Genomic DNA, 26647 nt, shown 5'->3' with positions numbered 1-26647 from the left:
CTCCTCTCTGTCCGGCGCCGTCCGGGCTGGTGTCCGGTGGTGCCGCGGGCCGGGCTAGCCTTCCTCGCCGTAGCGGGCCAGGTAGGCGGCGAAGCGGGCGACGTCCTCGTCGGACCAGTCGGTGAAGCGGGTGGTGAAGGCCATCCGACGCTGCTCGTTGGCGTCCCGCAGCAGGGTCAGCCCGGCTTCGGTGGCGCGCAGGATCTGGCCGCGCTGGTCGTCAGGGTCGGCCTCGCGGCGCAGCAGGCCGAGCTTCTCCAGGGCGGTGACCTGGCGGCTGACGGTGGACTTGTCGAGCATGAAGTGCGCGGCCACGTCGGCGGCCCGGCAGCCGCCGCGCTCGGTGATCAGGTCGAGGATGCTGTAGGTGACCAGCGAGAGGTCGGGGTGCAGCTGGGAGGCCTTGTGCCGGGCACGGCGGGCGAAGGCGGTCAGCTCGCGCTGGATGGTGTCGATGGACGACTGGCGGCCGGGCACGGCGTTCCTACCTCCTCGGAATTTGTTGCACTATACAACGGATTCACCCGGGGTCGCGCGCGGCTCGTCGGCGGCGTCGCCTGCCGCCCTGCTCGACGTCTCACTCGACGTCTCACTCGACGCCTCGCTTGACGGGTCGCTCGCCGCCTCTCCCGCCGGCCGTCCCGGTCCGGCCTGCCAGGCGCGGGCGGCCGCGATCCGGCGAGTCGTACTCGGATGAGTGGCGAACAGTAGCTCAAGCACCCGTGGCGGGTCGACATCGGAGACGTTCGCCAGTGCCAGTCTGCGCTGCATCGCCACGAACTGCTCGGCGTCGCCGGTCAGTTCGAGCGCGTGCCGGTCCGCCCTGGCCTCGATCCGGCGGCTCACCGCGCACTGCGCCGGGCCCGACAGCGCGCTGACCAACGCGGCGAGCGCGGCCAGCAGCGGCAGCGCCCGCGGATCGGCCGAGTCGCGCGCTCCGGCGGCGTCCAGCAGCGGGCGCCAGGTGCTCAGCAGCCCGAGGACGGCAACGGCGACGGCCGCGCCGACCGCGCCCAGCGCCGTACCGAGCGGCACGTCGCGGTGCTTGACGTGCCCCAGCTCGTGCGCCACCACGAGCTCCACCTCGCGCGGCTCGGCGGTCGAGAGCAGGGTGTCGTACACGACGATCCGGCGGGTCGCGCCCAGCCCGGAGACGTACGCGTTCAGCGCGGTGGTGCGCCGGGAGGCGTCCGCCACCAGGACGTCCCGCACCCGCACGCCGTCCCGTGCGGCCAGCGCCAGCAGGGCGGTGCGCAGCTCACCCGGGGGCATCGGGGTGAAGCGGTTGAAGACCGGCTCGATCAGCAGCGGGTGGAGGAAGGAGAGGGCGGCGGTCAGCAGCGCCGCCATGCCCGCGGCCGGGAGCCACCAGCGCCGCGGCGACCAGTGCGTCAGCGCGAACAGGCCGAGCAGGAGCGGGAGGAGCAGCACCAGGGTGAGCGCGAGCCCGCGCAGCACGTCCAGTGCCCAGCCTGCCCAGCCCTGGGTCACCAGACCGTACCGGGCCCGCACGGAGCGCACCCGGGCGCCGAACGGCAGCTGCAGGGCCTGGCCGAGCAGGACCAGCGCGGCCGTCCCGGCCAGGACGGCGGCGGTGCGGGAACCGCCGAACCAGCGGCCGGTGGCGGTCACCAGGGAAGCGCCGGTCGGAGTGAGGCCGAGCAGCAGGGGCAGCGCCAGGCCGGCCAGCCGGCCGCCGAGCGCCCAGGGCAGCTGCGCGCGGCGCAGGGCGCGGCCGCGGGCGCACTGGGCGGGGGTGAAGTCGGGGGCGGGCGGCGCGGTGTTCGCCGGTGTGCTGTCCGGTGGCGGGGTGTTCGGTGGCAGGGTGTTCATGGCCGGGGTGCGGCTCCTCCGGTTCGGGGTGTCGCGGTTCAGCATGGCGTACCCGCCCGGGTGCTGCGCAGCCCTGCGTGCTCCGGTACTCGCGTGCTCCGGTACTCGCGTGCTCCCGCTGGTCGCGTGCTCCCGCTGGTCGCGTGCTCCGGCGCTCGTGCTCGCTCCCCCTGCTTGCTCCCCGTGCTCACTCCTCTGCGGGGCCGGTGGCGCTGTGCACGCCGGCGCGCAGCAGTTGGTGGCCGAGGTCGACCAGGGCGCGGCCGACGGCGAACTCGTCGCCGACCGCCGGGGTCGGGGTGTCGCGGGGGTTGCGGCGGGCCAGGGCGTCGCTGTGCAGCAGGTTGCCGTCGGCGTCCAGTACGGCGTGCACCCGGGTGGTGTCGCGGTCCTCGACCACGTGCAGGCTGAGCTGCCAGTCCTTGGTGCGGACGGCGCCCGGGGCCTGCTCCCCGGCCGTCGCCGCCGCCTCTGGCGGTGGCGGCGCGGAGGCCGTCCCGTCGGCGCGGACGATCACCACAGGGCAGACCCCGTGCACCGCGCAGCGGGTCGACACCGAGCCGAGCAGCGTCCGGGCGAAGGTGCCCCGGCCGCGGCTACCCAGCACCAGCAGGTCCGCGTCCTCGGCCGCCTCCAGCAGTACCTCGGCGGCGTGACCGAGCACCAGGCTCTCCCGGACCTCCACCGAGCGTTCCGGGCCGACCACCTCGTTGACCTCGGCGGACAGCGTCCGGCGGGCGGTCTGCTCGAAGCCGTCGTCCACCATCGGCGCGAACCAGCCGTACAGCGAGGGGTACTCCCAGGCCGCCACGGCGTGCACCGTGGCCCCGGTGAGCACCGCCTGCCCGATCGCCCAGCGCAGCGCCGCCTTGGACGGCGCCGAACCGTCGACCCCGACCACGATCCGGCGCGTCCGGCCGGGGGCGGGCTGGGGGCCGGCGGGTTGGGAGCCGGTGGGTTGGGAGCCGGCGGGTTGGTTGCTGCCCATCTCGTACCACCTCCGGCGTGGATCTGCTGCCGCCTCCTCTCCACGCTGCGCGCCGACCGGCCGGGGCGCCAGGGACGTGGTGGCCGGGTGGGGCGGGGGATTGGGCCGGGTGGGCCAGCGGGCGGGGCGGCTGTGGATTCGGCTGCCGGTGTGGTCGTGGTGCGGTCGCCGGTGCGGTTGTCGGTTTGGTCGTCGGGTTGGTCGTCGGTGCGGCGACCGGGACTGTCGGTGAGCTTTTGTGTCCGGAATGTTGCGGGTGCGGGCGCAAGCCGTGGCGATTCGGTGGCGTAGGCTGACTGCTCTTGCATCGTTCTCGGGGGGAACCACTCATGCGCCGTGCCGCGGCCGCCGTCGCGCTGTTCGTCGGGCTGACCGCCGTCGCCGCCTGCGGGCCGGACGACCCGGCGCCCGCCCCGGCGGCCCCCTCCGGTGCCGCGGCTGCCGCGGCCACCGGTACGCCCTCCGGCACGGCTCCCGCCTCGACCCCCGGCAAGAGTTCCGCGCCCCGGCCGGACGGCAGCATCACCGTCGCCTTCGCCGGGGACGTCCACTTCGAGGGCCGCACCGAGGCCCGGCTGTCCGTCCAGCCGCCCGAGCCCGCCCTCGGCCCGATCTCCCACACCCTCGCCGACGCCGACCTGTCCGTCCTCAACCTGGAGACCGCGATCACCGGCCGCGGCGCGCCGGAGCCGAAGACGTACACCTTCCGCACCGCGCCCAAGGCGCTGTCCGTGCTCAAGGACTCCGGCGTCGACATCGTCTCGATGGCCAACAACCACGCCGTCGACTTCGGCGCCGACGGCCTCGCCGACACCCTCGCCGCCAAGGACTCCTCGCCGATCCCGGTGATCGGCGTCGGGCACAACGCCAAGGAGGCGTACGCCCCGTACGTCACCACTGTGCGCGGGGTGAAGGTCGCGGTGGTCGCCGCCAGCCAGGTCGAGGACATCACCAACCAGAAGTGGCGGGCCGGCGCCGACAAGCCGGGCATCGCCTCGGCGCTGGACGTGCCCGCCCTGGTCAAGGCGGTGGAGTCGGCCAAGCAGCAGGCCCCGGTCGTGCTCGTCTACCTGCACTGGGGTGAGGAGGGCAAGGCCTGCCCGACCGGCGCCCAGACCGCCGTCGCCAAGAAGCTCGCCTCCGCCGGGGCCACCGCCGTGGTCGGCACCCACGCCCACACCATGGTCGGCTCGGGCATGCTCGGCAACACCTACATCGGCTACGGCTTCGGCAACTTCCTCTGGTACGGCACCTCCAACTACCCCAACTCCAACGAGACCGGCGTCACCACCCTCACCCTCACCGCCGACGGCAAGGTGACCGGCGAGGCCTTCGCCCCGGCCACCATCGACGACAAGGGCATCCCCCAACCGGTCACCGGCGCCACCGCCGAAGCCGCCCTCAAGCGCCGCGACGGCCTCCGCGGCTGCGCCGGACTCACCCCGCCCCCGGCTGCCCATTGAGGTAGTCCGTACCATCGCCGGATGAGCGGACACGAGGAACTGACCACAAGTCGGCTGTCCCTGCGGCGCCCCGCCGACGGCGACATCGACGCCATCCTCGCCATCCACAGCGACCCAGCCGCCTGCCACCACAACCCCTCCGACGCGCTCACCTCCCGCGCCGAGGCCGAGGAGCGCTACGCCCGCTGGGACGCCCTGTGGCAGGCGCGCGGCTACGGCTACTGGACGGTCCGCGAGCGCGGCACCATCCCGGTGCTGGGCTTCTGCGGCGTCAAACCCATGGACCTGGGGGGTCGGCGGATCCTCAACCTCTTCTACCGCTTCGCCCCCGCCGCGTGGGGCCGGGGCTTCGCGACCGAGGCCGCCACGGCCGTCGTGGCCTGGTCCGTCTCCACCGTGCCCGAGCTGCCGCTCATCGCCCGAGTCCGCCCCGAGAACGTCCCCTCCCAACACGTCGCCCTGCGCGCCGGTCTGCGCCGGGCGGAACACCTGGACGGCCCGGGCTACGACGGCCACGACTGGATCTACGCGACCAACCTGCCCGGGGCCGGTAGTCCCGCCTGAAGGCCCTGGTGCGCCAACCATCCTCGGTCCTGCGGCAGGGCGAGGTGATCCACATCCCCGAGCCGTTCGACTTCGACCTGGACCTGTCGCGTCTCGTCCCCTACCGGGACTGACCCACCTCGGCCGTCCGGCCGTGGGCAAAGGTGATGAAGCCGGCCCAGGCCTCGGGAGTGAAAGCGAGCTGGGGCCCGGTCGTGTCCTTGGAGTCGCGGACGTGGACGGTGCCGGGGGTGACTGCGATCTCGACGCAGGCGCCGCCTTCGGTTCCGCTGTGGCTGGACTTGTACCAAGCCAGTTCGCTGCTCATAGGTCCTCCGCCAGCTTTCCGACGAACTCCGCCGACGCCTCGGGATTGAGGGCCCGCTGAAGGATCATCGCATGTCGTTGGCTCAGGAGTCCGACCTTTCCCGGGTCCGAGTGGAGCAGGCCCATGGCCTGGCCTTCCTCATAGGCAAGTCGCTGATGCTCCGCACTGTCGAGCAGGATGAACGGGCCGTTCAGTCCCGTGTGTGCGCCCGAGCCAGGTACGACCTGGATGACGATGTGGCGTGCTGAGCCGACAGCCAGGAGGTGAAGCAGCTGACACCTGTAGGCGTCCTCCGCCGCGAGCGGGTTTCGAAGCGCTGCTTCGCCGATGAGGAAGTTGAAGGACTTAGTCTGTGTCTTCAACAATTCCTGACGTTCGAGACGCGCTGTGACGCGTTCCTCGATGGTCTCGTCATCGAGTGGAGGCCAGTTCGCGCTGAGAAGCGTTCTCGCCGTTTCCTCTGTCTGGAGAAGCCCTGGGATGAGGAGGGTCTCGTACCAGTGGATGACCACGGCCTCAGCCTCGTAGCGCATGTAATCCTCGGCGAAATGGGGGTACTTCTCCGGCTTGAGGAACTGTGCTCCAGCCATCAGGATCCCCTTCGCGCCGCACATCTCGTCGGCCACCTGCAACAGGTGCAGCGAGGGCTTGCGCCGCCCCGCCTCCATCGATCTCAGGCTCTCGTAGCTGTACCCGGCCTGTGCCGCGAGATCCTCCCGGCTGACTCCGGCGCGAGCGCGCCAGAGCTTGATCTGGTCGCCGCAGTACTGCCACGACATCGGTGGAGGCGTGGCGGACGAGGACGTGTTCAACGCTGAACCCCCAAGGTCAACCGGTGCGGGTTCCCGACGTTAGGCGCCCTGTGGCTCGGGGGTGTGCGAATCGACCAAAGCCGTCCGTGTGGGTGACCGTCGGCCCGGCGGTGGCCGGGCCGACGGTCGGGACACCGCTTGGGGATCAGCCGGAGATGCGCCGGCGCCGGTTGTCGTCGCCGGTGCACTGCCAGACGCCGAGGACGACGGCGCGGGTGCTGCTGGTGAGCCAGCCGCCGTCGGCACCGACCAGCTCGTACTTGCCGTCGCCGACCGGGCGCAGGGTCCACTTCTGCGTGCCGCTGGGCTGAGGGCCCTGCCGTCGGTCTCGACCACCCGTTCGAGTGGTTTGGACCCTGCGGCCCACCACCCGTCTCCACCTCGCCCGTCGCGTTGTCAGTGACCCTCGCTACGTTCCTCGCATCGCTGGTCAGCAGGTGATCAGAGCGACGTCCCCGGGTGGGAGGAGCACGGCTGTGGCATGGGTGGAGACGGGCGCGGGAGGGTACCGCGTCACGCTCGACGGGGAGGGCAAGGTGGTGTGCCGCAACGCGGCGGGCCGCGAGCTCAAGTCCCTGCCGTCGAAGCTCGGTGACGACCCTGTGGTCACCCAGCTCAAGCAGCTCGCCGAGTGGCTGGCCGCGCACGAGCGGCGCTGCCAGGAGGACGTCGAGCGGTGGATGGTGCGCTCGCTGCCGGTGCCGGCCGCCGCGATCACCGCCGTCTGGCCGGACGAGGCCTGGCAGGCCGTCCTGCGCGACCTCGTGGTCACCGGCCCCGACGGCGCCGTCGCCGGCTTCCTGCGCGGAGCGGACCCGGAGCGCGGCCTCGGCCTGGTCGACCTGGACGGCGACACCGTGCGCCTCACCGACGGCGAGATCCTGATACCCCACCCCGTGCTGCTCCAGGACCTCGACGAGCTCCGCGAGTTCGCCGCCGAACTCGGCGTCTCCCAGCGCGTCCAGCAGCTCTACCGCGAGGTCTGGCACCGGCCCGAAGCGCCGCCGGCCGGCACCGAGGTCACCACCTACGCCGGCGGCCGCTACCGCGAACTGCGCGAACTGCTCGGCCGCTGCACCCGGCTCGGGTGCCGGGTCCGCGGTGGCTCCGCCGTGCAGCCGATCACCGAGAACGGCCGGACCGTCGAGGCCCGGGTGTGGGTCGGCGACTACTACGAGTACGACGCCTGCGAGACCGGGGCGCTCAGCTGGGCGCGCCCCGACGGTCGAGCCCTGCCGCTCGCCGAGGTCGGACCGGTGGCCTGGTCCGAGGGCATGCGGATGGCCGCCGCCCTGTACGCGGGCCGCACGATCGAAGGGGAGGAAGCCGCATGACCACCACCGTCCCGAACCAGGACACCGCCACGCCCGAGGCCCTGCTCGACGCCGGCGCCGTGCTCCCGCCCGGCACCCTGCCCGGCGCCGGCCGCCCCGACAGCGCCGCCGACGTGCTGACCGCCCGCGGCTACGCCCACCCCGCCCTGGAGGGCCGCCGGATCGTCCGGCTGGTCCCCGGCGCGCTCGGCCGGGCCGAGGACCTCGCCCTCGAGTTCCTCGGCCTCGCCCCGGAGGGGGAGCCCGCCGAGGTCGGCCAGGTCCGCCAGGAGGCGCTCGGCTTCCCCGCCTGGGCGCTGGTCCACGACCCGGCCAACGGGCACCACGCACTCGCCCTGGTCAAGGAGCTGGAGCGGCTCGCCCGCCAGGCCAGGTCCAAGCCCGGCGCCGCCAAGGACGGCTTCGACGAACTGGCCACCCGGCTCGGCCGCGCCGTGCCGCACTTCCTTCCCACCTTCTGTGAGGAGGTCGGCCGGATCTTCCTCGCCCACGGCAACCAGAGCTACGCCGCCGCCTGGTTCGGCAAGGCCCGTGAGGCCGAGCGCACCCACAACCTGGCGGTGGACGAGGAGCGGCTGCGCGCCGTCTTCCTGGAGTTCGCCCTGGCCGGCGCGCTCACCGTCAAGTCCCTGCGCCAGTACGTCAAGGAGCTCGCCCAGCGGCTCGATCCGCTGACGGCCTGGCAGCGCTTCCGCCAGCTGTGCACCGAGCGCTCCGCGGCAGGCATGTCCCCCTACGCCGGGGTCGCCGAGGACGCCCGCGCGCTGATCCGGGCCGCCGGGCTCGACCGCGCCGAGCACGAACAGGAGCTGCTCGCCGAACTGCTGGACTCCCCGGCGGTCAACCGGGCGCCCGCCGCCTTCTGGAAGTCCTGGCACGGCCCGCTGGTCGCACTCGGCCGGAAGGACGCCGCCGTCCGGGCCCGTCTGCTGGAGCTGCTGCCCGACCCGGCAGGCTCCGACGCCGCCCCGCACGACGCGGCCTGGCTGGAGGTGCTCGCCGAGACCGGCGCCGAGCAGCTGCTCACCGGCCCGGGCACGGAGGGCGCCGAGCCCGCCGCCGCCTGGCTCCAGCGCTGGTGCCACCACCTGGGCCGCGGCTGGCGCGCCCGGCCCAGCTGCCCCGCCACCATCGCCCTGGTCGGCCGGATGGCCGAGCGGCTGCGCGCCGACGCCGTCCCGGTCGACCTGTTCACCGGCATCCGAGCCAGCCACACCCGGATCGACCTGCTGGACCTGTTGCTGGCCGCAGGCGTGCCCGTCGCCGACCCGTCGCCCAGGGACCAACCCGACCTGCGCGGCTGGGTCGAGCAGTGCGGCCCCGACAGCACCCGCCTGGCCGCCGTCGCCGCCGACCCGCGCTTCCGTCTGCTGCTGCGCCAGGCCACCCCGCCCGCGTGGGAGACGGCCGTCAAGCGCCAGGTGCCCGCGCTGCGGCTGATGCGCCAGCTGTTCGCCGAATGGGCCGAGGAGCGCGCCGAGGAACTCGCCGCCGCCCGCGGCCTGGCCGGCGCCGCCGACCTGGTCCGCTCGCTGACCCAGCACCGCACCGCCATCCGCGCGGTCGCCCCGGCCGCCGCCGAGAAGATCGCCGCGCTCGACGTCGCCGGGCTGCTCGCCCGTGCGCTCGGCGCCGGCATCCTGGACGAACTCGGCTGGCCCGCGCTGGAGGAGGCGCTCGCCAAGCTCGCCGACCCAGCCGACCCCAACGCCCCAGAGAGTGCCCCGCCGAACGACGCCCCCGGCTACCGCACCACGGGCCTGACCGGCCTGATCGTCGAGGACGCCTGGCCGAACCTGATCCTCGCCCGCCTCGACAAGGCCGTCGTGGTCGGCCCCCAGGGCATCGTGCTGGAGCACACCCTGCGCCTGCCCAAGCTGGACCAGTGGAACCGGCCCCGGCTGCGCTTCGTCGACGGCGAGCTCCTGGTCGCCTACCACCAGGACGGCAAGCAGGTCGGCTACTGGTCCAGCCGCCCGGACGAGACCGTCGAACTCGGCGGTCAGACCATCGTCGGCTACCACTACGGCGAGCGCCAGCCGGCCGCCCCGTCCCTCCCGCTGCCCGGCGGCGGCCGCACCACCGGCGAGCGCCCGCTGCACCCCGGCGACACCCGGTTGCCCGCCGAGCACCGCGTCCTCGGCGACGGCACGAGCTACTGGACGCCGCGCCCGGGCGAGCAGGGCCTCGTCCTGCGCGAGCTCGACCCGGTCACCGGCGCCCTCGGCCGCGCCGCCGAACCGCCCGTGATCGCCGCCACCGCCGCTGCCGGCCGACTTGTCGACGGAAGCCCCCGACTGCTGCCGCTGCAGTCCGGCCTGGAGCACACCCCGTTCGGCACCGACGGCACGGTGCTCGGCAGCTGGGTGCGGATCGACCCCGGGCGAGCCGTCACCACCTTCACCACCGACGGGCAGCACATCGTCCTGCCACTGACCGGCAACCATCCGGTCTCCGCCCCGGTCGGTCGGCTCACCCTGCCCGGCGACGCCGGCCCGCTCGTCGTCGACCCGGGCGGCGACTCCTACGCCCTCTGCCTGCCCGACCTCGCCGACCGCCGCGACCACACCGCCGACCTGCGCTCCTGCCGCTCCGGCGAGCTCTCCGCGGCCGGCACCGTGCTCGTCCCGCCGCTCGACCACTGGCACGCCCTGCGGTCCCGCGACGAGGCCGGCTCGCGCGTCCTGCGCGCCGTCGACGTCGAGCAGGCCGCCGCACTGATCGACGCCGCCTGGCCCGTCGACGTCCAGCCGGAGCCCGAGGACGAGCGACTCTGGATCACCGTCCAGGGCGTCCGGCGCCAGGTCGCCCAGCACAAGAGTGCCCGCCGCAGCCTGCCCGTCCAGGCGGTCGGCGAGCTGCTGCCCGGCATCAGCCACCCGCTGCTGCTGGCCGGCGTCGCCGGGCTCGCCCGCGCCGCCGCCGACCTGCTCGACCGGATCGCCCGGTTCGTCCCGCAGCCCGAGGCCGAGCGCCCGAGCAAGACGAAGGCCGCCGAGTACCGGCCCGAGCACGGCCGCGACCACGAGCTGCGCGTGGCCGTCGGCACCGTCCTGCCCGGCCTCGGCGGCTTCGGCAACACCTGGGGCTCGGCCGACCGCTGGTGGGTGCTCAACAACCTGCGCACCGTCAGCGCGGCCCTCGCCGCCCCGCCCGCCACGAGCGGCGACGGTTGGACCACCCCGACCACCGTCACCCTGCAGGGCGGCGACATCGGCCACGGCTGGCTGCACCTGCTCGGCCGACTGGACGTCCTCGCCCACGCCGTGGCCGCCCCGCTCACCGAACCGGCCCACCGCTCCACGCTGGTCCTGCTGCTCGGCGAACTCACCAAGGGCCCGCTCGCCGACCGCGGCGCCACCCTGCGCGAGATCGTCCTCGCCGAGACCGACGAGCGCGCCAAGGCCCCGGGACCGGTGACCTTCCGCCAGGGCGAGGTGCTGCGCCACGGCGACCGCACCGTCGTCATCCTCGGCCACCGCGGCCACGCCACCGACGGCACGGTCCGCTGGCTCGCCGTCGACCACGACCCGAGCGGGACGTTCGGCCCCGTCGCCCACTTCACCACCGTCGAGGAACGCGGCACCGAGGAGCGGGTCAGCGCCGCCTGGATCGCCAAGTTCTGGCGGGTCGCCGCCCTGCGCCGCGCCGTCCCCTGGGACCCCGCACGCGCCACCGCCTTCGCCGAACTCACCGGCATCGGCGCCGCCCGCGCCACCCTGCTGCTCAGCCCGCCGCCCAGCCTGCTGCACTGGGGCAACGCCGAGGTCCCCGCCGAGTACGGCCTCAAGCCCGTCGAGGTCAGGGCCGCCCAGCACTGGCTGCGCGGACACGACCACGCCGGCATCGCCGCCGTCTGGGGCGCACTGCTGCCCACCGACGACCCGAAGCGACTGTGGACCGAGGGCCCCGACCTCGCCGCCGGGGCCGAGGCCTGGATCCGCCACTTCGGACGGCTCGTCACCCTGCCCGAGGAGGCACAGGCCGGCGTCCGGGGCGTGCCCATCACGGCCATCGAAGCCGTGCTCAACCCCGCCCACACCCCGTGGCTGACCGGCACCACCACCTTCCGCCTCACCGGCGCCGACCCGGCCACCCGCCTGCTGGAGCCGGAGGACGCATCCGCCGTGCCCGACGCCCGCGCGCTGGGCTCCGCCGTCGAAGCCCTGCGCTGGCTGGCCTACCACCTGCCCGCCGACAGCCCGCTGCGGTCGCTGATGCCCCGGGCCGCCGCCGCGCTGCGCAATCGCCTGGCGGATCCTGACCTGCTGCTCGACGTGGTCCTCGTCCGCACCGCCGAGGACACCTCGCTCTCCGCAGTCCTGCGCACCCACTTCGGCCTGCCCGCCGAGGGCGGCGCCGACCCGGACGGCCTGGTCCGCTGTGGCCCGGCGCTCGTCCTCGCCCCGTACCAGGCCGAGTTCGAACGGGTCCGGCTGCGCCCGGCCGGCCTCACCGGCCCGGACGACCCACTGCTCGAGCTGCTCGACGGGCTCGCCGGCAACTACTGGTTCCGCGGCGAGCGGGCCGCGGTCGAGTCCATCCTGGGCGGTGAACCGGAACACCTGGCCGCCTCCGCCGCCGCGGTGACGGTCGCCGCCGACGGACCGTCCTGGCTGCAGAACCCGCAGCTGAGCGTCCCCGAGCTGGTCGCCGAGGCGGCCCGCACCCACGGCCTCGGCGAGGACGCAGCCGCGCTCTACCTCCAACTGCTCGCCCTGCCCGACCCGACCGACCGGAACACCGCCCGCTGGACGGGCTGGAAGCCGGCCCGGCTCAAGCGCGCCCGCGCCGAACTCGCCGCCGGCGGACTGGTGCTGGAAGCCAAGCGCGCCCGGGCCGGCCGCAGCCTCTTCCTGCCCGGCGGCTGGCAGGAGGCCAAGGCCCCCGCCCTGCCGGTCGAGACGTGGAAGGCGGCCCTGTACGAACTGCCCACCCACCAGCCGGTGCTGCCGCGACTGACCGTCCCCGAACTGTTCGCCCGGGCGTGGCAGCGCACCCTCGACGGCGATGCCCCCGGCTACGAAGAGCTCCAGACCAGCAAGCGCAGGAAGGCCCGCCGATGACCGCCACCGAGACCACCACCGGCGACGACACCGCCACCCCCGTACGGCAGATCGTCCCGCCCGAGGAGAAGTACGCCGCCGAACTGGAGTTCCTGGCCGCCCACGACAGCGGCCCGCGCCCGCCCGGCTGGCGCCTGACCCCGCGCGCCGTCGTGACCTTCGTCATGGGCAGCGCCGGCGAGAAGCTCAAGGCCGGGCGCCGCAGCCTTGCCGTCGAGCCGAAGTTCGTCGGCGAGCGCGCCCTGGTCGAACGCTGTGTCGTCACCCTCGCCGGGGAGCGCGGCCTGCTGCTCGTCGGCGAGCCCGGCACGGCCAAGTCCATGCTCTCCGAACTGCTCGCCGCCGCCGTCTGCGGCACCAGCGCGCTCACCGTCCAGGGCACTGCCGGCACCACCGAGGACCAACTCAAGTACGGCTGGAACTACGCCCTGCTGCTCGCCAAGGGCCCCAGCCGCGAGGCCCTCGTCCCCTCCCCGGTGCTCACCGCGATGACCACCGGAGCAGTCGCCCGGGTCGAGGAGGTGACCCGCTGCCTGCCCGAGGTGCAGGACGCCCTGGTCTCCCTGCTCTCCGAACGGCGCATCGCCGTACCGGAGTTGGCCGGAAGCCCAGACGCTCAGCTGCACGCCGCCGCGGGCTTCACCCTGATCGCCACCGCCAACCTGCGCGACAAGGGCGTCAGCGAGATGTCCGCCGCCCTCAAACGGCGGTTCAACTTCGAGACGGTCGGCCCGATCGGCAGCCTCGCCGCCGAGGTCGAGCTGGTCCGCCGCCAGTCCACCGCCGCCGTCGCCCGGGCCGGCGCCGGCTACGCCGTGGACGAGGCCGTCCTGGAGGCCCTGGTCACCGCCTTCCGCGACCTGCGCACCGGCCGCTCCACCGAGGGCTGGGACGTCGAACGCCCCTCCACCGTGATGAGCACCGCCGAAGCCGTCTCCGTCGCCACCGCGCTCGGCGTCACCGCCGCCTACCTGCCCGACGGCGGCGACCTCCTCGGCCGCCTGCCCGGCCAACTCCTCGGCGTGGTCCGCAAGGACGACCCGGCCGACGCGGCCCGCCTGCTCGGCTACTGGGACGGCCCGGTCCGCCGCCGCGCCGAACAGGGCGCCGCCACCTGGCGCACCCTGTGGGACCTCCGCTCGGCGCTGGAGGCCTGACGATGACGAGCAGCGCGGGGAAGCCCACCCCGGACGAGGCCGTCGGGCCCGACGCCGTCGGGGCCGCCGCCGACGGGTTCGGGGCCTACGGGTGCGGGGCCGTCGGGGTCGACGCCGGTCCCGACGTCCGGGCCGAGTCGGAGCGGCTGGCCGGCTCCGGCACCGACGGTCCCGGGCCCTACCTGATCGGCGTGCGCCACCACGCGCCGTCCCTCAGCGCGATCCTCCCCGCGCTGCTCGATGCCGCCCGCCCGGGGGCGGTGCTGGTCGAACTGCCCGCCGAGTTCCAGCCCTGGCTCGACTGGCTGGCCGATGAGGCCACCGAGGCCCCGGTCGCCCTCGCGGCCGCCCCCGCCGACTCCGCCGAGTCGACCGGCCCGGCCTTCTACCCCTTCGCCGACTTCTCCCCGGAGCTCGCCGCCCTGCGTTGGGCCCGGCGCAACGGCGTCGAGGCCATCGCCTGCGACCTGCCGCTCGCCCACCGCGCCGCAGCCCGGAGCGCCCGGTCGGCCGGACCGGCCGACGCCTCCGGATCGGCCGACGCCCCTGGGGTGGCCGACGCGCTGCGCCACCGCCTCACCGGCCGGGACTCCGACGAGGACCTGTGGGACCGCCTGGTCGAGACCGCCGCCCCAGGCTCCACCCCCGAGGCCGTCCGGCGCGCCGCCCTGCTGGTCGGGTGGGCGCTGCGGCACGACGCCGAGCACGGCCCCGGCGTCGACCCGTACGACCTGCGCCGTGAGGCCTGGATGCGCGCCCGTATCCGCGCCGCCTCGGCCGACGGGCGCCGGATCGCCGTCGTCGTCGGCGCCTTCCACGCCCCGGCGCTGCTGGACGGGCCGACCGCCCCCGAGCAACCGTCCGACCCGGACGAGCCCGGGCACGTCCTGTCCCTGATCCCGTACACCTACCCGCTGCTCGACGCCCGCTCCGGCTACCCGGCCGGCATCCGCGACCCGGAGTGGCAGCACACCGTCCTCGACGCCGGCGGCGACCCGGAGCACCTCACCGAGGCGCTCACCGCCACCGCCGTCCGGATCTGCGCCGCCCTGCGCACCCAGGACCACCCGTCCGGCCCGGCCGACGCCCGAGAGATCGTCCGCCTCGCCGGCGACCTCGCCCGCCTGCGCGGCCACGCCGCCCCCGGCCGCGGCGAACTCGTCGAAGCCGTCCAGACCGTCCTCGCCCAGGGCGAACCCCTCGGTCGCGGCCGGGCCGTCGCCCGCGCCCTCGAACAGGTCCTGATCGGCACCCGCACCGGCCGTCCCACCCCCGCCGCCCCGCGCAGCGGACTCGCCCCCGCCGTCGAGACCCTCCTCGCCGAACTCGGCCTCCCCGGTCCCACCGACCCCGGCCCGCGCGACCTGCGCCTCGACCCCCTGCGCAGCCCCCTCGACCGCCGCCGCGAGATCCTCCTCCACCGCCTCACCGCCTGCGGCGTCCGCTACGCCGAACCCGTCCCCACCACCGGCCCCGGCGGCACCGAGACCCTCGGCACCCGCTGGCGCCTGCACTGGACCCCCATCGCCGCTGCCATGCTCACCGTCGCCGCCACCCGCGGCGTCACCCCCGCCCAAGCCGCCGAAGGCACCCTCCGCACCCGCCTCTCCGACGACCCCACCCCCCGCGAGATCATCGACGGCCTCACCGCCGCCGCGTCCTGCGCCCTCCCCACCCTCACCCGAACCCGCCTCACCCAGCTCACCACTACCCTCCCCACGTCCGCCACCCTCCCCGACCTCCTCGACGCCCTCACCCTCCTGGACCGCCTCACCGCCGGCCACTTCCACTTCCCCGGTGCCACAGCGACTCCCGAGCCTCCGACAGACGCCGCCGCGGCGACCGGGGCGGCGGCCCGAGGTGACTTCTTCGGGGCTGCCCAGGAGGTGCTGGCTGCCGCCGCGGTGCGGCAGTTGGAGGGGATGGGCGGGTCGGACGATACGGGGGACGCGCGGGCGCTGGTGGAGTTGGCGCGGCGGGCGGATCGGCTCGGCGGGGTGCGGTTGGGCTTCGTGCTGGCCGAACTCGCCGAGCGGGGGAGCCCGTTGGTGCGGGGCGCGGCCGGGGCGGTGCGGGTGCTGCTCGGGCAGGAGCCGGCGGAGGTGTTCGGCGGGCGGGCCGCGTCCTGGGTGGACGGGGCGACCGACGCGCGGGCGCGGCAGGTGCTCGGGCGGGCGCTGGCCGGGGTGTTGACCGCCGCGGAGGGGCTGTTCGACAGCGCGCCCGAGGCGCTGGAGCCCGTGCTGGAGCGGGTCGGCTCGCTGCCGGACGCCGCGTTCCTGGACCGGTTGCCCGCACTGCGCGCGGGCTTCGACACGCTCAGCCCGGCCGCCCGCGACCGACTGCTGGCCCTGGTCGAGGAGCGCCTCGGCGCCCGGCTGGCCGCCCTGCCCGAGCAGACCGACCCGGCACTGCTGGCAGGTTGGGTCCGCGCGGATCTGGCCGCCCGTCAGACGCTCGCCGGTCGCGGCCTGCTGCCATCCGCTCCCCAGCACACCGAGCCGGAGCCGGCCCCGCTCCGCACCGAGCAGTCGCCGTACCCCGCGCACGCCCTCACCCCCGCCGAGCGCTGGCGCCTGCTGCTCGGCCGGTCCGGCACCGGCGGCCTCAGTGGCCGCTGCGCCCGACTCGCCACCGCGCTGGACGAGTTGTACGGCAGCGGGCACGGTGAGGGTTCCGGTCCAGGCCTGGACAGCAGGAGCGGCAGGGGAGGCGGCCGTGAGACGTCGTTCCCCGGAGTCCGCGAGTGGGCGGAGGAACTGGAGGCGCTGTTCGGTCCGGGCGTACGGGAGGAGGTGTTGGCGGCCGCCGTCGCCCACGGCCGGACCGACGTCCTGGAGGCGATCGACCCGTCCGCCGTCCGCCCCTCCGTCGAGCTGCTGCGCACGGTGCTGGACCACGCGGGCAGCCTGCCCGAGGCCCGGGTGGCGCGGATGCGCCCGCTGGTGCGGCGCCTGGTGGACGAGTTGAGCCGGGAGTTGGCGACGAGGCTGCGCCCGGCGCTGACCGGGATCAGTGTGCCGCGCCCGTCCCGGCGCCCCGGCGGCGGGCTGGACCTCGATCGGACCATCCGGGCCAACCTCGCCACCGCCCGTCCCGCGCCGGACGGCGTCGGCACCCTGATCGTGCCCGATCGCCCGGTGTTCCGGACCAGGGCGCGGCAGGCCAACGACTGGCGGCTGATCCTGGTGGTGGACGTCTCGGGGTCGATGGAGGCCTCCACGGTCTGGGCGGCGCTGACGGCCGCGATCCTGGCCGGGGTGCCCTCGTTGAGCACCCATTTCGTCGCCTTCTCCACCGAGGTCCTCGACCTGACGGAGCGGGTGGCGGATCCGCTGAGCCTGCTGCTGGAGGTGCGGGTCGGCGGCGGTACCAGCATCGCGAGCGGGCTGCGGTACGCGCGGGAGCTGGTGACGGTGCCGTCCCGGACGCTGGTCGCGGTGGTCAGCGACTTCGAGGAGGGCGGCCCGGTCACCGGGCTGCTCGCGCAGACCCGGGCGCTGGTGGATTCCGGCGTGCACCTGCTCGGCTGCGCGGCGCTGGACGACACCGGGACGGCCCGGTACTCCAAGGCGGTCGCGGGCCAACTGGTCGCGGCCGGAATGCCCGTGGCGGCACTGAGTCCGCTGGAACTGGCCCGCTGGGTGGGGGAGAAGGTGCGATGAGCGCGACGATGCGTGGGGACGACTGGCCGGGTGTCCGGCCCGAGGTGGTCGCCGAGGTGGTGGCCGGGCTGAGTGCCCGGCTGCAGAAGCGGCTGGACGGGGCGGCGGCGAAGTTGGCGCAGCGGCCGGTCACCCGCAACGGCGAGGAGTGGCGGGTGCAGGTGGACGAGGAGTCCCTGCTCGTCCTGCGCGCCCCGGGCGGGGTGGTGGCCGACCCGGCCGACGTCCACTGCGGCTGCCTGCTCACCCCTGCCTGCGTCCACCGGGCCGCCGCCGTCACCCTCTGCCCGATCGCCGACGCCTCCGAACCGCCTGCGGCGCCCGAACCGCCTGCGGCGCCCGACGCGCACGAAGCATCCGAACCTCCCGAGGCAACCGAAGCCCCGGAGGCGCCCGGTGCCGTGAGCGAACGCGACGCCGCAACACCCGCCCCCACCCCCCTCACCCCGCCCGAACTCGCCGCCGCCCGCCACCTCCACCGGGCCGCCTGCGCCGTCCTGGCGGCCGGGGTGAGCGGGGCGGGCGCCGTCTCCCAGGCCGAGCTGCTGCGCGCCGCCCACCGCGCGCGGCTGGCGGGGCTGTACCGTCCGGCCGCGGCGGCGGTCGCCGTGGTGACCCGGATCCGGGCGGCGCGTTCCGGCGCTCCCGACCACCGGCTGGCCGACCTGGTCGCCGCCCTGCGTGACCTGCTGGGCCTCACCACCGCCCTGGCCACCAGCACCGGTTCCACCCCCGAACTGCGCGGTACCGCCCGTCAGGACTACGCCGAGGAAGGCGGCCTGCGGCTGTTCGGGCTGTTCGCCGAACCGGTGCTGACCGCCACCCACGCGGGCGTGGTCAGCTGGGCGGTGGACGCCGACGGCCGGCTGAGCACGGTCGCCGAGGTGACGCCGCACGGCGACGCGGCGGTCGCCGCCCCGCTCGCGGTCGGGGCGGGCAACCGGACGGTCCGGCTGGGCGATGCCGCGCTCAGCCACCGCGAGTTCAGCCGCGCCGGGCTGGCCGTCCAAGGTACGACCAGGTCCGTCACCGGGCGGCTGGGCGCCGGGGCCTCGGTCCGCGCGGTCCGCGCGGCGGGTACGGACTGGACGGCGCCGCCGGCAGCCCGGCTCTGGTCAGACGAGCCGGCTGCCCAGGTGGCGCGGGCCCTCGCGGCGCAGGAGCTCCCGTACGAGAGCCGCCCGGCCGGGAGCGATCTGTTGTTCCTGGACGTCAACCTGCTGGGCATCGCTGCGCACGGGCCGGGCGGGGAGCCCCGGTTGCTCGCCCGGTGCGGCGCCAGCGGTCCGGACGGCGGCCTGGACGGCGGCCTGGTCATCGTCCTGCGTGCGGGCCACGAGCACCCCGAGCTGGCCTTCCGGGCCAACCTCGCGCTGCTCGCCACCGCCCCCGGCCTGCGGCTGCGGGTGATCGGCCGGCTGGAGCGCGCGGACCGGCCGGAGCTGCGCCTGCTCGCGATCGGTACGGCTCCGGACGCCCCCGACCCGCTCCCCCTACCCGCCGACCGCGCGGGTCGGGTCAACCTCGGCCTGGAGCGCCTCCAGACCGCCGACCTCCCGGCCGGCACCGCGGCCGGCCCCACGACGGCACCGGCCCTGCCCCCGGAGGGTCCGCCCGTGCACGTGTTGGGCCGCCGGGTGGAGCAGACGGTCACCACCGGCCGGCACGCCCTGGCCCCGCGCACGGCCACGGCGGCGGCGGACCTGAGCCTGCTGCGGGCCGCCGGACTGGCCACCGCCGCCCAGCTCCTGGACGGCCTCCGGGCGGCTGCGGCGAACCAGCAGCGCGATGTGTTCGGCCGGATCGTCCAGGACGACCACGAGGCCTTCGCCACCGCCTGGTTGGCGGCCGCCGCCTACACCGAGGCGTTGGCCGCCGCGCTCTGCTCGGCGGCCTGGGCGCCTGAGGAGGCGGTCACCGGAAAGGCATGAGTCGAAGTAATTGCAGAGATAGATAATCGGCGCTGACTGTCATACTTGTCGGAGAGGAGACGCAACGGGACGTCCGGGCGAACGCGAAGGGAAGGCGAGCCATGGGGATCCGCGATGACGCCGCCGAGGTCCGGGCCAGTGGCTGGCGCACGCTCGCCGCACTGCACGGGCTGATCGAAACCGCTCTGGAGAAGGCGCTCCAGGCCGAGCACCAGCTCTCGGTGGTCGAGTACACCGTGCTGGAGGCCCTGTCCCGGCAGGACGGCTGGCACATGCGGATGCAGCAGCTGGCCCGCGCGGCGGCGCTGAGCAGCAGCGCGACCACCCGCCTGGTCTCCCGTCTGGAGGACCGCGGCCTGCTCAGCCGCTACCTCTGTGCGGACGACCGCCGGGGCATCTACACCGAGCTGACGCCGGAGGGCCGCGCCCTGCTGGAGGCCGCCCGCCCGGTGCACGATGCCACCCTGGAGGCGACCCTGGCCAAGGCCGCCGACGTCCCCGAACTGGCCACGCTGGTCGACGCGCTCACCGACCTCAAGCTCGCGTCGGTGAAGGCCCGTCGGTGAAGGCCCGTCGGTGAAGGCCTAGCAGCGGGCAGGCGGCTGGCGGCAGGCGCCAATTGCCAAGGGCGAAGCGCCGATTGCCAAACACCAAACGTCAAACGCCAAACGTCAAACGGTGAGTCGCTCCTACCGCCGACCGGCCGCCAGCGCGTCCCGGTGCACCCGGTCGAGCAGGGCGAGCAACAGCTCCTTGCTGGACGCCCGCTCCCGGACGTCGCACAGCACCACCGGCACCTCCGGCCCGAGGTCGAGGGCGCGGCGGACGTCCTCCGGGCTGGCGTCGCGCCGGCCGTGGAAGCAGTTGACTCCGATCGCGAACGGGATGCCCCGCTGCTCGAAGAAGTCCACGGCGGCGAAGCTGGATTCGAGCCGCCGGGTGTCCGCGAGGACGATCGCCCCGAGGGCGCCGAGTGCGAGGTCGTCCCACATGAACCAGAACCGGAACTGCCCCGGCGTGCCGAAGAGGTAGAGCACCAGGTCCTCGCGGACGGTGATCCGCCCGAAGTCCATCGCCACCGTGGTGGTGGACTTGTCCTGGACGCCTTCGAGGCTGTCGATCCCGATGCTGGCGCGGGTCATCCGCTCCTCGGTCTGCAGCGGTTCGATCTCGCTGACCGAGCCGACCATGGTGGTCTTCCCGACGCCGAAGCCGCCGGCGACGAGGATCTTGACCGCGCCCGGCACCAGGCTCTGGGTCGTCAATTCGGGTCTCCTGGATGGGAACTGGGTGGTGCGGGGAGGGCGGGCCGACCGGTCAGAGCCGGCGGACGCCCTCGATCACGGCCTGGATCAGCGAGATGTCCGGCGCCTCGGCGAGTTGGACCGGTGCCCGGGTGAGGATCAGCCGGGCCTCCGCCAGGTCGTCCAGCAGCACCTTGACCACGCTCACCGGCAGGTCCAGGGTGGCCGCGATCTCGGCCACGGCCAGCGGGCGTTCGCGGCACAGGTCGAGGATCGCGGCCGGTTCGGGTGTTAACCGGGTGGTGTCGGTGCGAGGGTCGGCGGTGACCACCAGGGTGATCAGGGCGAAGCCGTCACGGACCGGGCCGGTGCGCCCGTTGGTGATCGCGTAGGGACGGACCAGGTGGCCGGCGTCCTTGTCGTAGAACCAGCCCTCGTCGGCGTCGGCGGTGGTCACGCACCGCCACCCGCGCCGACCTGGCCGGCGTCGCTGCGCGGCGCCGCGGTGAGGTACTGGCCGACCTGCTTGACCAGCACGTTGATCTCGTAGGCCATCAGTCCGGCGTCCACCTGCTCGCTGGTGAGGACGGCGAGCCGGGCGCCCTGCCCGGCGGTGGTGACGAACAGGAACAGCTGGTCCATCTCGACCACGGTCTGCCGGACCCTGCCGCCGTTGAAGCGGTGCCCGGCGCCGCGGGCGAGGCTCTGCAGGCCGGACGCGACGGCGGACAGGTGCTCGGCGTCGGCCCGGTCGAGGCCCTGGGACATGCCGACCAGCAGTCCGTCCTCGGAGAGGACGATGGCGTGCCGGGTCTCGGGTACCCGCGCCACCAGCTGGTCCAGCAGCCAGTTGAGGTCGCGCTGGGTGTCGGTGTGCTGCGTCATCACTGCTGTTCCTTGGCTTCCTGAACGGCGGAGGCGTCCGCAGGGGCTTCCCGGGGGGCGGAAGGTGCGGCCGGGTTGGGGGCGGGGGCGGGCGCGTCCGGTTCGGTACCGGCCGCGCGGGCGCTGCGGGTGCCGCGCTGGATGGCGGCCATGGTGGCGCGCGAGCGTGCCGGTGAGAACTCGTCGGCCTCGCCGCCGTCGTACCGGGGGCCGGTCGGAGCGGCGTGCCCCCCGTACGGCTGAGTCGGCGCGGTGGACGGCATCGAGGGCGTCGAGGGCATTGACGGAATTGACGACGCCGGCGGCATCATCGCACCCGGCGCGTTGGCCTCGCGGAGCTGCTCGGCGAGGCTGGCGTTGCGGACCCGCTGCGGCAGGACCCGCGGGGTGCGCAGTTCGCCGTCCGGGCCATGCTCCACGTGGTCCTCCTGCGGGCGTTCGTGGGTGGGCGCCGAGGGATCGGCGGTGACCCCGTCGAGCCCGGCCGCCGGGTCCACGAGCGGTCCGTCCGCACGGCCGGAAGCAAGACCGGAGCCGACACCGGAGCCGACACCCGAACCGAGGCCGGAGGCGACGTCCGCCGGGAGACCGGCAGCGAACTCCGGGGTATCGGTCGGCAGGGCGTACGGCCGGGGCAGCGCGGGCCGGGGCACGACCACGGCACCGGGCAGCCCGGGGATCTCGGCCCCCACCGGCAGCCCACCGTTGGAGAGGGCGGCGCTACCCTCCCCGTCCTGCGGCGCGAGCAGCTCACCGATGATCACACCGCCGTCCGGCTCCCCGGGGGCGGCGGGCGCCTCGGGCACGGAAGGAGCGGAAGGAGCCGCAGGCCCCTCGCCCAGCAGTCCGCTCAGCACCCCCGCCAGCGCGCCCGAGAGCTGCTCGTCGACCTCCCCGAGGTCGCCGTCGACCGTCGGCCGCTGCTCCGGCACCGGCGTGCGGGTGACCCGCGCGCCGGAGGGCAGGCCGGGCACCGCGGCCGGCTGCCCGGCCTGCTCCAGCAGCACCGAGGGCACCAGCACCACGGCCCGGGTGCCGCCGTACGGCGAGGGCCGCAGGGTGACCTGGATGTCGTGCCGGGCGGCCAGCCGCGCGACGACGAACAGGCCGAGCCGCAGGTCGTCGCCGAGCGCGGAGACGTCCAGCTCGGGCGGGTTGGCCAGGTACTCGTTGAGCCGCTCGTACTCCTCCTCGGTCATGCCGAGGCCGCGGTCCTCGACCTCGACCGCCAGGCCCTTGGGGACCTCCTGCGCGGAGACCTGCACCTGGGTGTACGGCGGAGAGAAGGTGGTGCCGTTCTCGATCAGCTCGGCGACCAGGTGGATCACGTCGGCGACGGCCTGCCCGCTGAGCGAGGCCCGGGGCACGCCCTGGACGACCACGCGGGCGTAGTTCTCGGTCTCGGAGACGGCGCTGCGCAGCACGTTGACCATGGGCACGGCGTTGCGCCAGCGCCGGGCGGGCAGCGCGCCGCCGAGGATGACCAGGTTCTCGGCGTTGCGCCGCATCCGGGTGGCCAGGTGGTCGACGGCGAACAGTTCGCGCAGCAGCTCGGGTTCCTCGTGCTCGCGCTCCAGGGCGTCGAGCATGCTGATCTGCCGGTGGATCAGGATCTGGGTGCGGCGGGCGATGTTGAGGAAGACCTTCTTCGTCCCCTCGCGGCCCTGGGCCTGGTGGACGATGGCCGCGACGGCGGCCTGCCGGACGGCGGCCAGGCCGTCCGAGGTCTGCTGGACCTCGTCGCCGATCCGCCGGGAGGGCGCCCAGGTGGGCGGGGTGGGGACGGTCTCCCCGGCGCGCAGCCGCCCGACCACGTCGGGGATCTCCTGCTGGGCGATCGCGAGGGTGTCGGTTCGAAGTCCCGCCAGTCGGGCGGACAGCGCCCGGGCGGCCCGGATCCCGCGGACCAAACTGATCAGCAGGACCACGGCGACGACGGCGGAGCCGGCCAGCAGCGCGGTGCGGTGGCCGGAGTCGCGTAGCAGGTAGGCGGCGTAGCCCCAGGCGGCGGCGAGGCCCAGGCTGGGGACCAGCACGAGAGCGAGGAGCGAGCTGCGGAGGGAGCCGGACCGGCCGGCGCGGTGGCCCGTGCGGGGGGCCGATATGCCTGGCATCTGATTCCTTGTTGCAGGGCCGAGTTGCAGGCCGGGTCGCAGGTCCGAAGGAGGGGTCGGCCCGTGCGGCCCGGGCGGGCTTCAGGGCGCCGAGGCCGGGGTTGCCGGACGGAGTGACGCAGTGTCACCGTCCGGGCGGGTGCAGCCACAGCCGCCGACGGCAGGAAACCTATCAGCCCCAGGTGCCCTTATCGCAACATCAACTGACGATATGTGAACGGTCGATGGCAGTGGGGACCGCTCCCGCTCAGGGTGTTCGCTGACGGAACGTCGCAGATCAGCTTGGTGACGGCGAAGCGGGAGCGGCTCTCCGGGAGGGCCGGGCGTACCCCTCGGAGAGCCGTCAGGAACAGGTCAAACAGTCGTCGTGCTGAAGGTTCGCCACCGTCCGGGCGGCGGTTTCCGGCCCGCCGCCCGGGGCGGGCGCACGTCCCGGCCCCGGGTCGGCCGCAGCTCGCGGCCCGCCCGGTCGACCGCCGCGGATCAGCTCGCCATGGAGATCGGCACCACCCGGGCGCCCCGCGAGCGCGGCGCCTTCGCCTCGGCCTCCAACTGGTTGAGCTCGGTCCACGCCCAGCTCGCCACGTCGGCCAGCTCGGCCGACCACTGCTTGCCGTACGTGCCCGAAGCCACCTGGCCCAGCCGCAACTTCTGCACGTCCGAGGTGCCGGCCGGGGCGTAGACGTGGGTGGCGTCCCGCAGGTAGCGGATGATGTTGTGCTCCTCCTGGGTGCCGCGGGCGGCGAAGATCTCCATCGCCTGGCGCGCCGAGTCCATCGCGTACTCGGTGTTGACGAGCTTGGCGTTCATCAGCTCGGCGTCGCAGGCCCGGCCGCGGTCCAGCAGGTGCGAGGCGTGGTAGGCGGCCAGCTTGGCCGTCATCAGCCGGGACTGCATCTCGCCCAGCTTCAGCGCGACGCTGTTCAGCTCGTTGAGCGGCTTGCCGTACAGCACCCGCTCCTCGGCGTAGCGCACGGTGTCCTCGACGACGGCGACGTGGATGCCCAGTGCGACGGCGCCCAGGTTCAGCCGGCCGTAGAGGGTGGAGGAGGAGTAGGCGACGTCGAGGCCGAGCCCCTCCTCGCCCAGCCGGTTGGCCGCCGGGATGCGGCAGTCCTCGAAGACCAGCTCGCCGAAGCTGAAGCCGTGTAGACCGCCCTGGGTGCCGATCGCCCCGGCGTGGAAGCCGGGCCGGTCGCTCTCGACCAGGAAGGCGGACAGGCCCCTGCTGCCCTTGCCCGTACGGAAGACCACGCCGTGGACGTCGCCGATGTGCGAGTTGCCGACGAACACCTTCCGGCCGTTGAGCACGTACTCGTTGCCCTCGCGGCGGGCGGTGCCGGACATGCCGAGCACGTGGCCGCCGGACTCCGGCTCGGTCACCGCGATGGTCGGAAGGCGCTCCCCGGAGGCGAACTTCGGCAGCCAGAAACGCCGTTGGGTGTTCGAGCCGAAGTGGATGACCTTGGCGACGCCGAGCTGGGAGGCCTGCGCCATCGCGCCCATCGCGCCGCTGACCCGGGCCAGCTCCTCCACGATGATGGTCTTGGCGAGGTGCCCCAGTCCCAGGCCGCCGAACTCGCGGGGGATGGTGACACCGATCCAGCCGCGACGGGCGATCTCGCGGGAGAGCTCGAACTCGACGTCCCGGTCGGCCTCCATCCTGGCCACCTCGGGACGCACCTCCTTCTCCGCGAACTCACGGACCTCCGCCCGGAGGCTCTCGTGCCGCTCATCGGTGAAGTAGTCCATAGCCATGCTCTGGTCCTCTCGTTGCGGTGGGTGTCGTGCCTCCGTTCGCGCCGTCGATTCCGCTGCGACCATTCCCCCGGCGGGATCACGGGAACTACCGTCCGTGTCTTCGGCAGGGCTCATTGTCATATGTGTGTCCCGACTCCACAGCTAGTGGATCTTGGATTGGCGAGAATCGGATCATCTTTTTGTCGATGGGTTTGGCGCGGCGCCGGGTGGGAAGTGATCTTCCCCCGCTCCGTCAGCCCGCCACGGGGCCGCTCACATGCGGCTTTGACTGTTCATCAGCAGGGGTGACGGGCCATCCTGGTAGCCCCGCGACGCCCCAATGTCTGATTACATGTGCGCCATGACTGATGTGATGAGCACTCAAGGCCAGTTCCCGGGTGCTGCCGGGGAGTCCGAGCGGACCCGCAGGTTGCGCAGCCTGGGTCTCAACGAACCCTCCGCGGACGAGGCCTTCGACCGCTTCGCCCACCTTGCAGCCAGCATCACCCGCGCTCCCATCGCGATGGTCAACTTCATCAACGACGAGCGCCAGATGTTCCGAGGGCTCTACATTCCGCCAACTTCGTCCGAGGTCGCGCACGAAGAAGGCGCCTCCTGGGCGGATCGCGGCATCGCCTTCGACCTCCCCACCCGCCAGATGCCGCTGAGTCACGGCTTCTGCCCGCACGTGGTCGCCCAGCGCTCGCCCCTCGCGCTGGACGACATCCTCGCCTACCCCCGGTTCGCCGGAAACCCGGTCGTGGACGAACTCGGTGTCCGGGCCTACCTCGGCGCCCCGCTCGTCGACGACACCAACACCGTCATCGGCACCGTCTGCGTCCTCGACCGGGAACCCCGGCAGTGGGGGCGCGAGCGGCTGCGCGACATCCAGCACCTCGCCGAGGCGCTGCTCTCCGAGATCCGGCTGCGCGACAACCTGCTCGCCCAGCAGCAGGAGATGTTCGCCGCCTTCGACGGATCCCCGTTCCCGATCATGCTGACCGACGGCCCCGGCCAGGAGATCCGCTACGCCAACGCCCAGCACGCCGACACCTTCGGCGCCCCGGTGGCGTACGGGTCGATCGGCGCGGCCTACCCGGAACTCGGCGCGGCCGGGCTCCAGCAGGCCGTCACGGAGGCGTACCACACCGGACGCGCCACCGTCCTCAACGACGTCCGGATCCAGTCCGGCCGCCCCGAGGCGCAGCGCATCCAGCAGATCTTCAGCTTCACCTGCACCCCGATGCGCAGCGCGCGCACCGGCCAGGTCAACGGTGTCCTCACCGTCGGCATGGACGTCACCGCGCAGTCCCGCACCGAGGAGGAGCTCGGCACGCTGGCCGCGCTGCTGGTCGACCGGCTCCAGCAGAACGGCACCGCCACCGCGACCGGCCGCCCGGGCATCGCCGGCGGGTCCGGACTCGTCCTGCCGAGCTGAGCCGCCGACCCGCCGCCCGCGCGCGGCACCGCGGCCGCGGCCGCCGGCTCCACCCTCCGTACCGTCCACCACCGTGGCGGGGAGCCTCTCACCCCCGAGGAGAGGC

20 protein-coding genes are annotated in these 26647 nt (G+C 74.3%); 9 read left to right on the top strand and 11 right to left on the bottom strand.

What is annotated here, in order from left to right:
• Positions 1-54: 54 nt before the first annotated feature.
• The 3 genes from ACFQ87_RS07215 to ACFQ87_RS07205 form a co-directional block, all read right to left on the bottom strand.
• Positions 55-477: a MarR family winged helix-turn-helix transcriptional regulator gene (locus tag ACFQ87_RS07215; protein ID WP_380609575.1), complete on the bottom strand. Its 423-nt coding sequence runs from the start codon at positions 475-477 to the stop codon at positions 55-57.
• 30 nt (positions 478-507) lie between these two features.
• Complete coding sequence (locus tag ACFQ87_RS07210; protein ID WP_380609574.1) at positions 508-1833, bottom strand: M48 family metalloprotease; 1326 nt, start codon at positions 1831-1833, stop codon at positions 508-510.
• Positions 1834-2020: 187 nt separating this feature from the next.
• Positions 2021-2821 carry a universal stress protein gene (locus ACFQ87_RS07205; protein ID WP_380609573.1) on the bottom strand — a complete coding sequence of 267 codons (801 nt, stop codon included), beginning with the start codon at positions 2819-2821 and terminating at the stop codon, positions 2021-2023.
• A 329-nt stretch (positions 2822-3150) separates the two neighbouring features.
• Here ACFQ87_RS07205 and ACFQ87_RS07200 point away from each other — a divergent pair, with 329 nt between their 5' ends.
• Together ACFQ87_RS07200 and ACFQ87_RS07195 are read left to right on the top strand one after the other, a co-directional pair.
• Positions 3151-4284 (top strand): CapA family protein, encoded by a 1134-nt coding sequence (locus ACFQ87_RS07200; protein WP_380609572.1) that lies wholly within the window; start codon positions 3151-3153, stop codon positions 4282-4284.
• 21 nt (positions 4285-4305) lie between these two features.
• The gene (locus tag ACFQ87_RS07195) at positions 4306-4848 is read left to right on the top strand and encodes a GNAT family N-acetyltransferase (RefSeq protein ID WP_380609571.1); all 543 of its coding nucleotides are present in this window, start codon (positions 4306-4308) and stop codon (positions 4846-4848) included.
• A gap of 100 nt (positions 4849-4948) precedes the next feature.
• Here ACFQ87_RS07195 and ACFQ87_RS07190 read toward each other — a convergent pair whose 3' ends face one another.
• The 3 genes from ACFQ87_RS07190 to ACFQ87_RS07180 all read right to left on the bottom strand — a co-directional run bounded on the left by ACFQ87_RS07190 (position 4949) and on the right by ACFQ87_RS07180 (position 6334).
• Positions 4949-5155: a DUF397 domain-containing protein gene (locus ACFQ87_RS07190; RefSeq protein WP_380609570.1), complete on the bottom strand. Its 207-nt coding sequence runs from the start codon at positions 5153-5155 to the stop codon at positions 4949-4951.
• Complete coding sequence (locus ACFQ87_RS07185) at positions 5152-5934, bottom strand: Scr1 family TA system antitoxin-like transcriptional regulator (protein ID WP_380609569.1); 783 nt, start codon at positions 5932-5934, stop codon at positions 5152-5154. The genes ACFQ87_RS07190 and ACFQ87_RS07185 overlap by 4 nt, the downstream gene beginning before the upstream one ends.
• A gap of 178 nt (positions 5935-6112) precedes the next feature.
• Positions 6113-6334, bottom strand: a complete 222-nt coding sequence (locus ACFQ87_RS07180) for a hypothetical protein (RefSeq protein ID WP_380609568.1) — start codon at positions 6332-6334, stop codon at positions 6113-6115.
• A gap of 109 nt (positions 6335-6443) precedes the next feature.
• On the opposite strand from ACFQ87_RS07180, the gene ACFQ87_RS07175 reads away from it, so the two are divergent.
• From ACFQ87_RS07175 to ACFQ87_RS07150, 6 genes are all read left to right on the top strand, one after another.
• Entirely contained in the window at positions 6444-7301 is an 858-nt protein-coding gene (locus ACFQ87_RS07175; RefSeq protein WP_380609567.1) for a DUF4132 domain-containing protein, read from the top strand.
• On the top strand, positions 7298-12367 hold the full coding sequence (locus tag ACFQ87_RS07170) for a hypothetical protein (RefSeq protein WP_380609566.1): 5070 nt from the start codon (positions 7298-7300) through the stop codon (positions 12365-12367). Before ACFQ87_RS07175 ends, ACFQ87_RS07170 begins: the two co-directional genes overlap by 4 nt.
• Positions 12364-13524 (top strand): AAA family ATPase, encoded by a 1161-nt coding sequence (locus ACFQ87_RS07165; protein WP_380609565.1) that lies wholly within the window; start codon positions 12364-12366, stop codon positions 13522-13524. Before ACFQ87_RS07170 ends, ACFQ87_RS07165 begins: the two co-directional genes overlap by 4 nt.
• Before the next feature lie 2 nt (positions 13525-13526).
• Complete coding sequence (locus tag ACFQ87_RS07160) at positions 13527-17189, top strand: DUF5682 family protein (protein WP_380609564.1); 3663 nt, start codon at positions 13527-13529, stop codon at positions 17187-17189.
• Entirely contained in the window at positions 17186-19120 is a 1935-nt protein-coding gene (locus ACFQ87_RS07155; RefSeq protein WP_380609563.1) for a hypothetical protein, read from the top strand. Before ACFQ87_RS07160 ends, ACFQ87_RS07155 begins: the two co-directional genes overlap by 4 nt.
• 101 nt (positions 19121-19221) lie before the next feature.
• Positions 19222-19686, top strand: coding sequence for a MarR family winged helix-turn-helix transcriptional regulator (locus ACFQ87_RS07150; protein WP_380609562.1), 465 nt, complete (start codon positions 19222-19224; stop codon positions 19684-19686).
• Positions 19687-19809: 123 nt separating this feature from the next.
• Here the strand turns inward: ACFQ87_RS07150 and ACFQ87_RS07145 are convergent, their stop codons facing one another.
• The 5 genes from ACFQ87_RS07145 to ACFQ87_RS07125 form a co-directional block, all read right to left on the bottom strand.
• Positions 19810-20385 (bottom strand): ATP/GTP-binding protein, encoded by a 576-nt coding sequence (locus ACFQ87_RS07145; RefSeq protein WP_380609561.1) that lies wholly within the window; start codon positions 20383-20385, stop codon positions 19810-19812.
• Between the two features lie 52 nt (positions 20386-20437).
• On the bottom strand, positions 20438-20821 hold the full coding sequence (locus tag ACFQ87_RS07140; RefSeq protein WP_380609560.1) for a DUF742 domain-containing protein: 384 nt from the start codon (positions 20819-20821) through the stop codon (positions 20438-20440).
• The gene (locus ACFQ87_RS07135) at positions 20818-21249 is read right to left on the bottom strand and encodes a roadblock/LC7 domain-containing protein (protein WP_380609559.1); all 432 of its coding nucleotides are present in this window, start codon (positions 21247-21249) and stop codon (positions 20818-20820) included. Before ACFQ87_RS07135 ends, ACFQ87_RS07140 begins: the two co-directional genes overlap by 4 nt.
• Positions 21249-23363 carry an ATP-binding protein gene (locus tag ACFQ87_RS07130; protein WP_380609558.1) on the bottom strand — a complete coding sequence of 705 codons (2115 nt, stop codon included), beginning with the start codon at positions 23361-23363 and terminating at the stop codon, positions 21249-21251. Before ACFQ87_RS07130 ends, ACFQ87_RS07135 begins: the two co-directional genes overlap by 1 nt.
• A gap of 483 nt (positions 23364-23846) precedes the next feature.
• Positions 23847-25121: an acyl-CoA dehydrogenase family protein gene (locus ACFQ87_RS07125; RefSeq protein WP_380609557.1), complete on the bottom strand. Its 1275-nt coding sequence runs from the start codon at positions 25119-25121 to the stop codon at positions 23847-23849.
• A gap of 343 nt (positions 25122-25464) precedes the next feature.
• On the opposite strand from ACFQ87_RS07125, the gene ACFQ87_RS07120 reads away from it, so the two are divergent.
• Positions 25465-26541 carry a GAF domain-containing protein gene (locus ACFQ87_RS07120; RefSeq protein WP_380609556.1) on the top strand — a complete coding sequence of 359 codons (1077 nt, stop codon included), beginning with the start codon at positions 25465-25467 and terminating at the stop codon, positions 26539-26541.
• Positions 26542-26647: the final 106 nt, after the last annotated feature.

It is taken from the genome of Kitasatospora sp. NPDC056531 (genome assembly GCF_042794375.1).
In the GTDB taxonomy this organism is placed as follows: Bacteria; Actinomycetota; Actinomycetes; order Streptomycetales; family Streptomycetaceae; genus Kitasatospora.
Note: the sequence above shows the minus strand (reverse complement) of the source record. Positions and strands in the feature narration are given on the sequence as shown.

What these genes read in the sequence shown, in the direction of transcription:
- ACFQ87_RS07130 (WP_380609558.1), bottom strand. Translation starts at nt 23,363, where the DNA reads ATGCCAGGCATATCGGCCCCCCGCACGGGCCACCGCGCCGGCCGGTCC.
- ACFQ87_RS07195 (WP_380609571.1), top strand. Translation starts at nt 4,306, where the DNA reads ATGAGCGGACACGAGGAACTGACCACAAGTCGGCTGTCCCTGCGGCGC.
- ACFQ87_RS07135 (WP_380609559.1), bottom strand. Translation starts at nt 21,249, where the DNA reads ATGACGCAGCACACCGACACCCAGCGCGACCTCAACTGGCTGCTGGAC.
- ACFQ87_RS07160 (WP_380609564.1), top strand. Translation starts at nt 13,527, where the DNA reads ATGACGAGCAGCGCGGGGAAGCCCACCCCGGACGAGGCCGTCGGGCCC.
- ACFQ87_RS07210 (WP_380609574.1), bottom strand. Translation starts at nt 1,833, where the DNA reads ATGAACACCCTGCCACCGAACACCCCGCCACCGGACAGCACACCGGCG.
- ACFQ87_RS07170 (WP_380609566.1), top strand. Translation starts at nt 7,298, where the DNA reads ATGACCACCACCGTCCCGAACCAGGACACCGCCACGCCCGAGGCCCTG.
- ACFQ87_RS07200 (WP_380609572.1), top strand. Translation starts at nt 3,151, where the DNA reads ATGCGCCGTGCCGCGGCCGCCGTCGCGCTGTTCGTCGGGCTGACCGCC.
- ACFQ87_RS07185 (WP_380609569.1), bottom strand. Translation starts at nt 5,934, where the DNA reads ATGTCGTGGCAGTACTGCGGCGACCAGATCAAGCTCTGGCGCGCTCGC.
- ACFQ87_RS07125 (WP_380609557.1), bottom strand. Translation starts at nt 25,121, where the DNA reads ATGGCTATGGACTACTTCACCGATGAGCGGCACGAGAGCCTCCGGGCG.
- ACFQ87_RS07150 (WP_380609562.1), top strand. Translation starts at nt 19,222, where the DNA reads ATGGGGATCCGCGATGACGCCGCCGAGGTCCGGGCCAGTGGCTGGCGC.
- ACFQ87_RS07190 (WP_380609570.1), bottom strand. Translation starts at nt 5,155, where the DNA reads ATGAGCAGCGAACTGGCTTGGTACAAGTCCAGCCACAGCGGAACCGAA.
- ACFQ87_RS07155 (WP_380609563.1), top strand. Translation starts at nt 17,186, where the DNA reads ATGAGCGCGACGATGCGTGGGGACGACTGGCCGGGTGTCCGGCCCGAG.
- ACFQ87_RS07205 (WP_380609573.1), bottom strand. Translation starts at nt 2,821, where the DNA reads ATGGGCAGCAACCAACCCGCCGGCTCCCAACCCACCGGCTCCCAACCC.
- ACFQ87_RS07165 (WP_380609565.1), top strand. Translation starts at nt 12,364, where the DNA reads ATGACCGCCACCGAGACCACCACCGGCGACGACACCGCCACCCCCGTA.
- ACFQ87_RS07120 (WP_380609556.1), top strand. Translation starts at nt 25,465, where the DNA reads ATGACTGATGTGATGAGCACTCAAGGCCAGTTCCCGGGTGCTGCCGGG.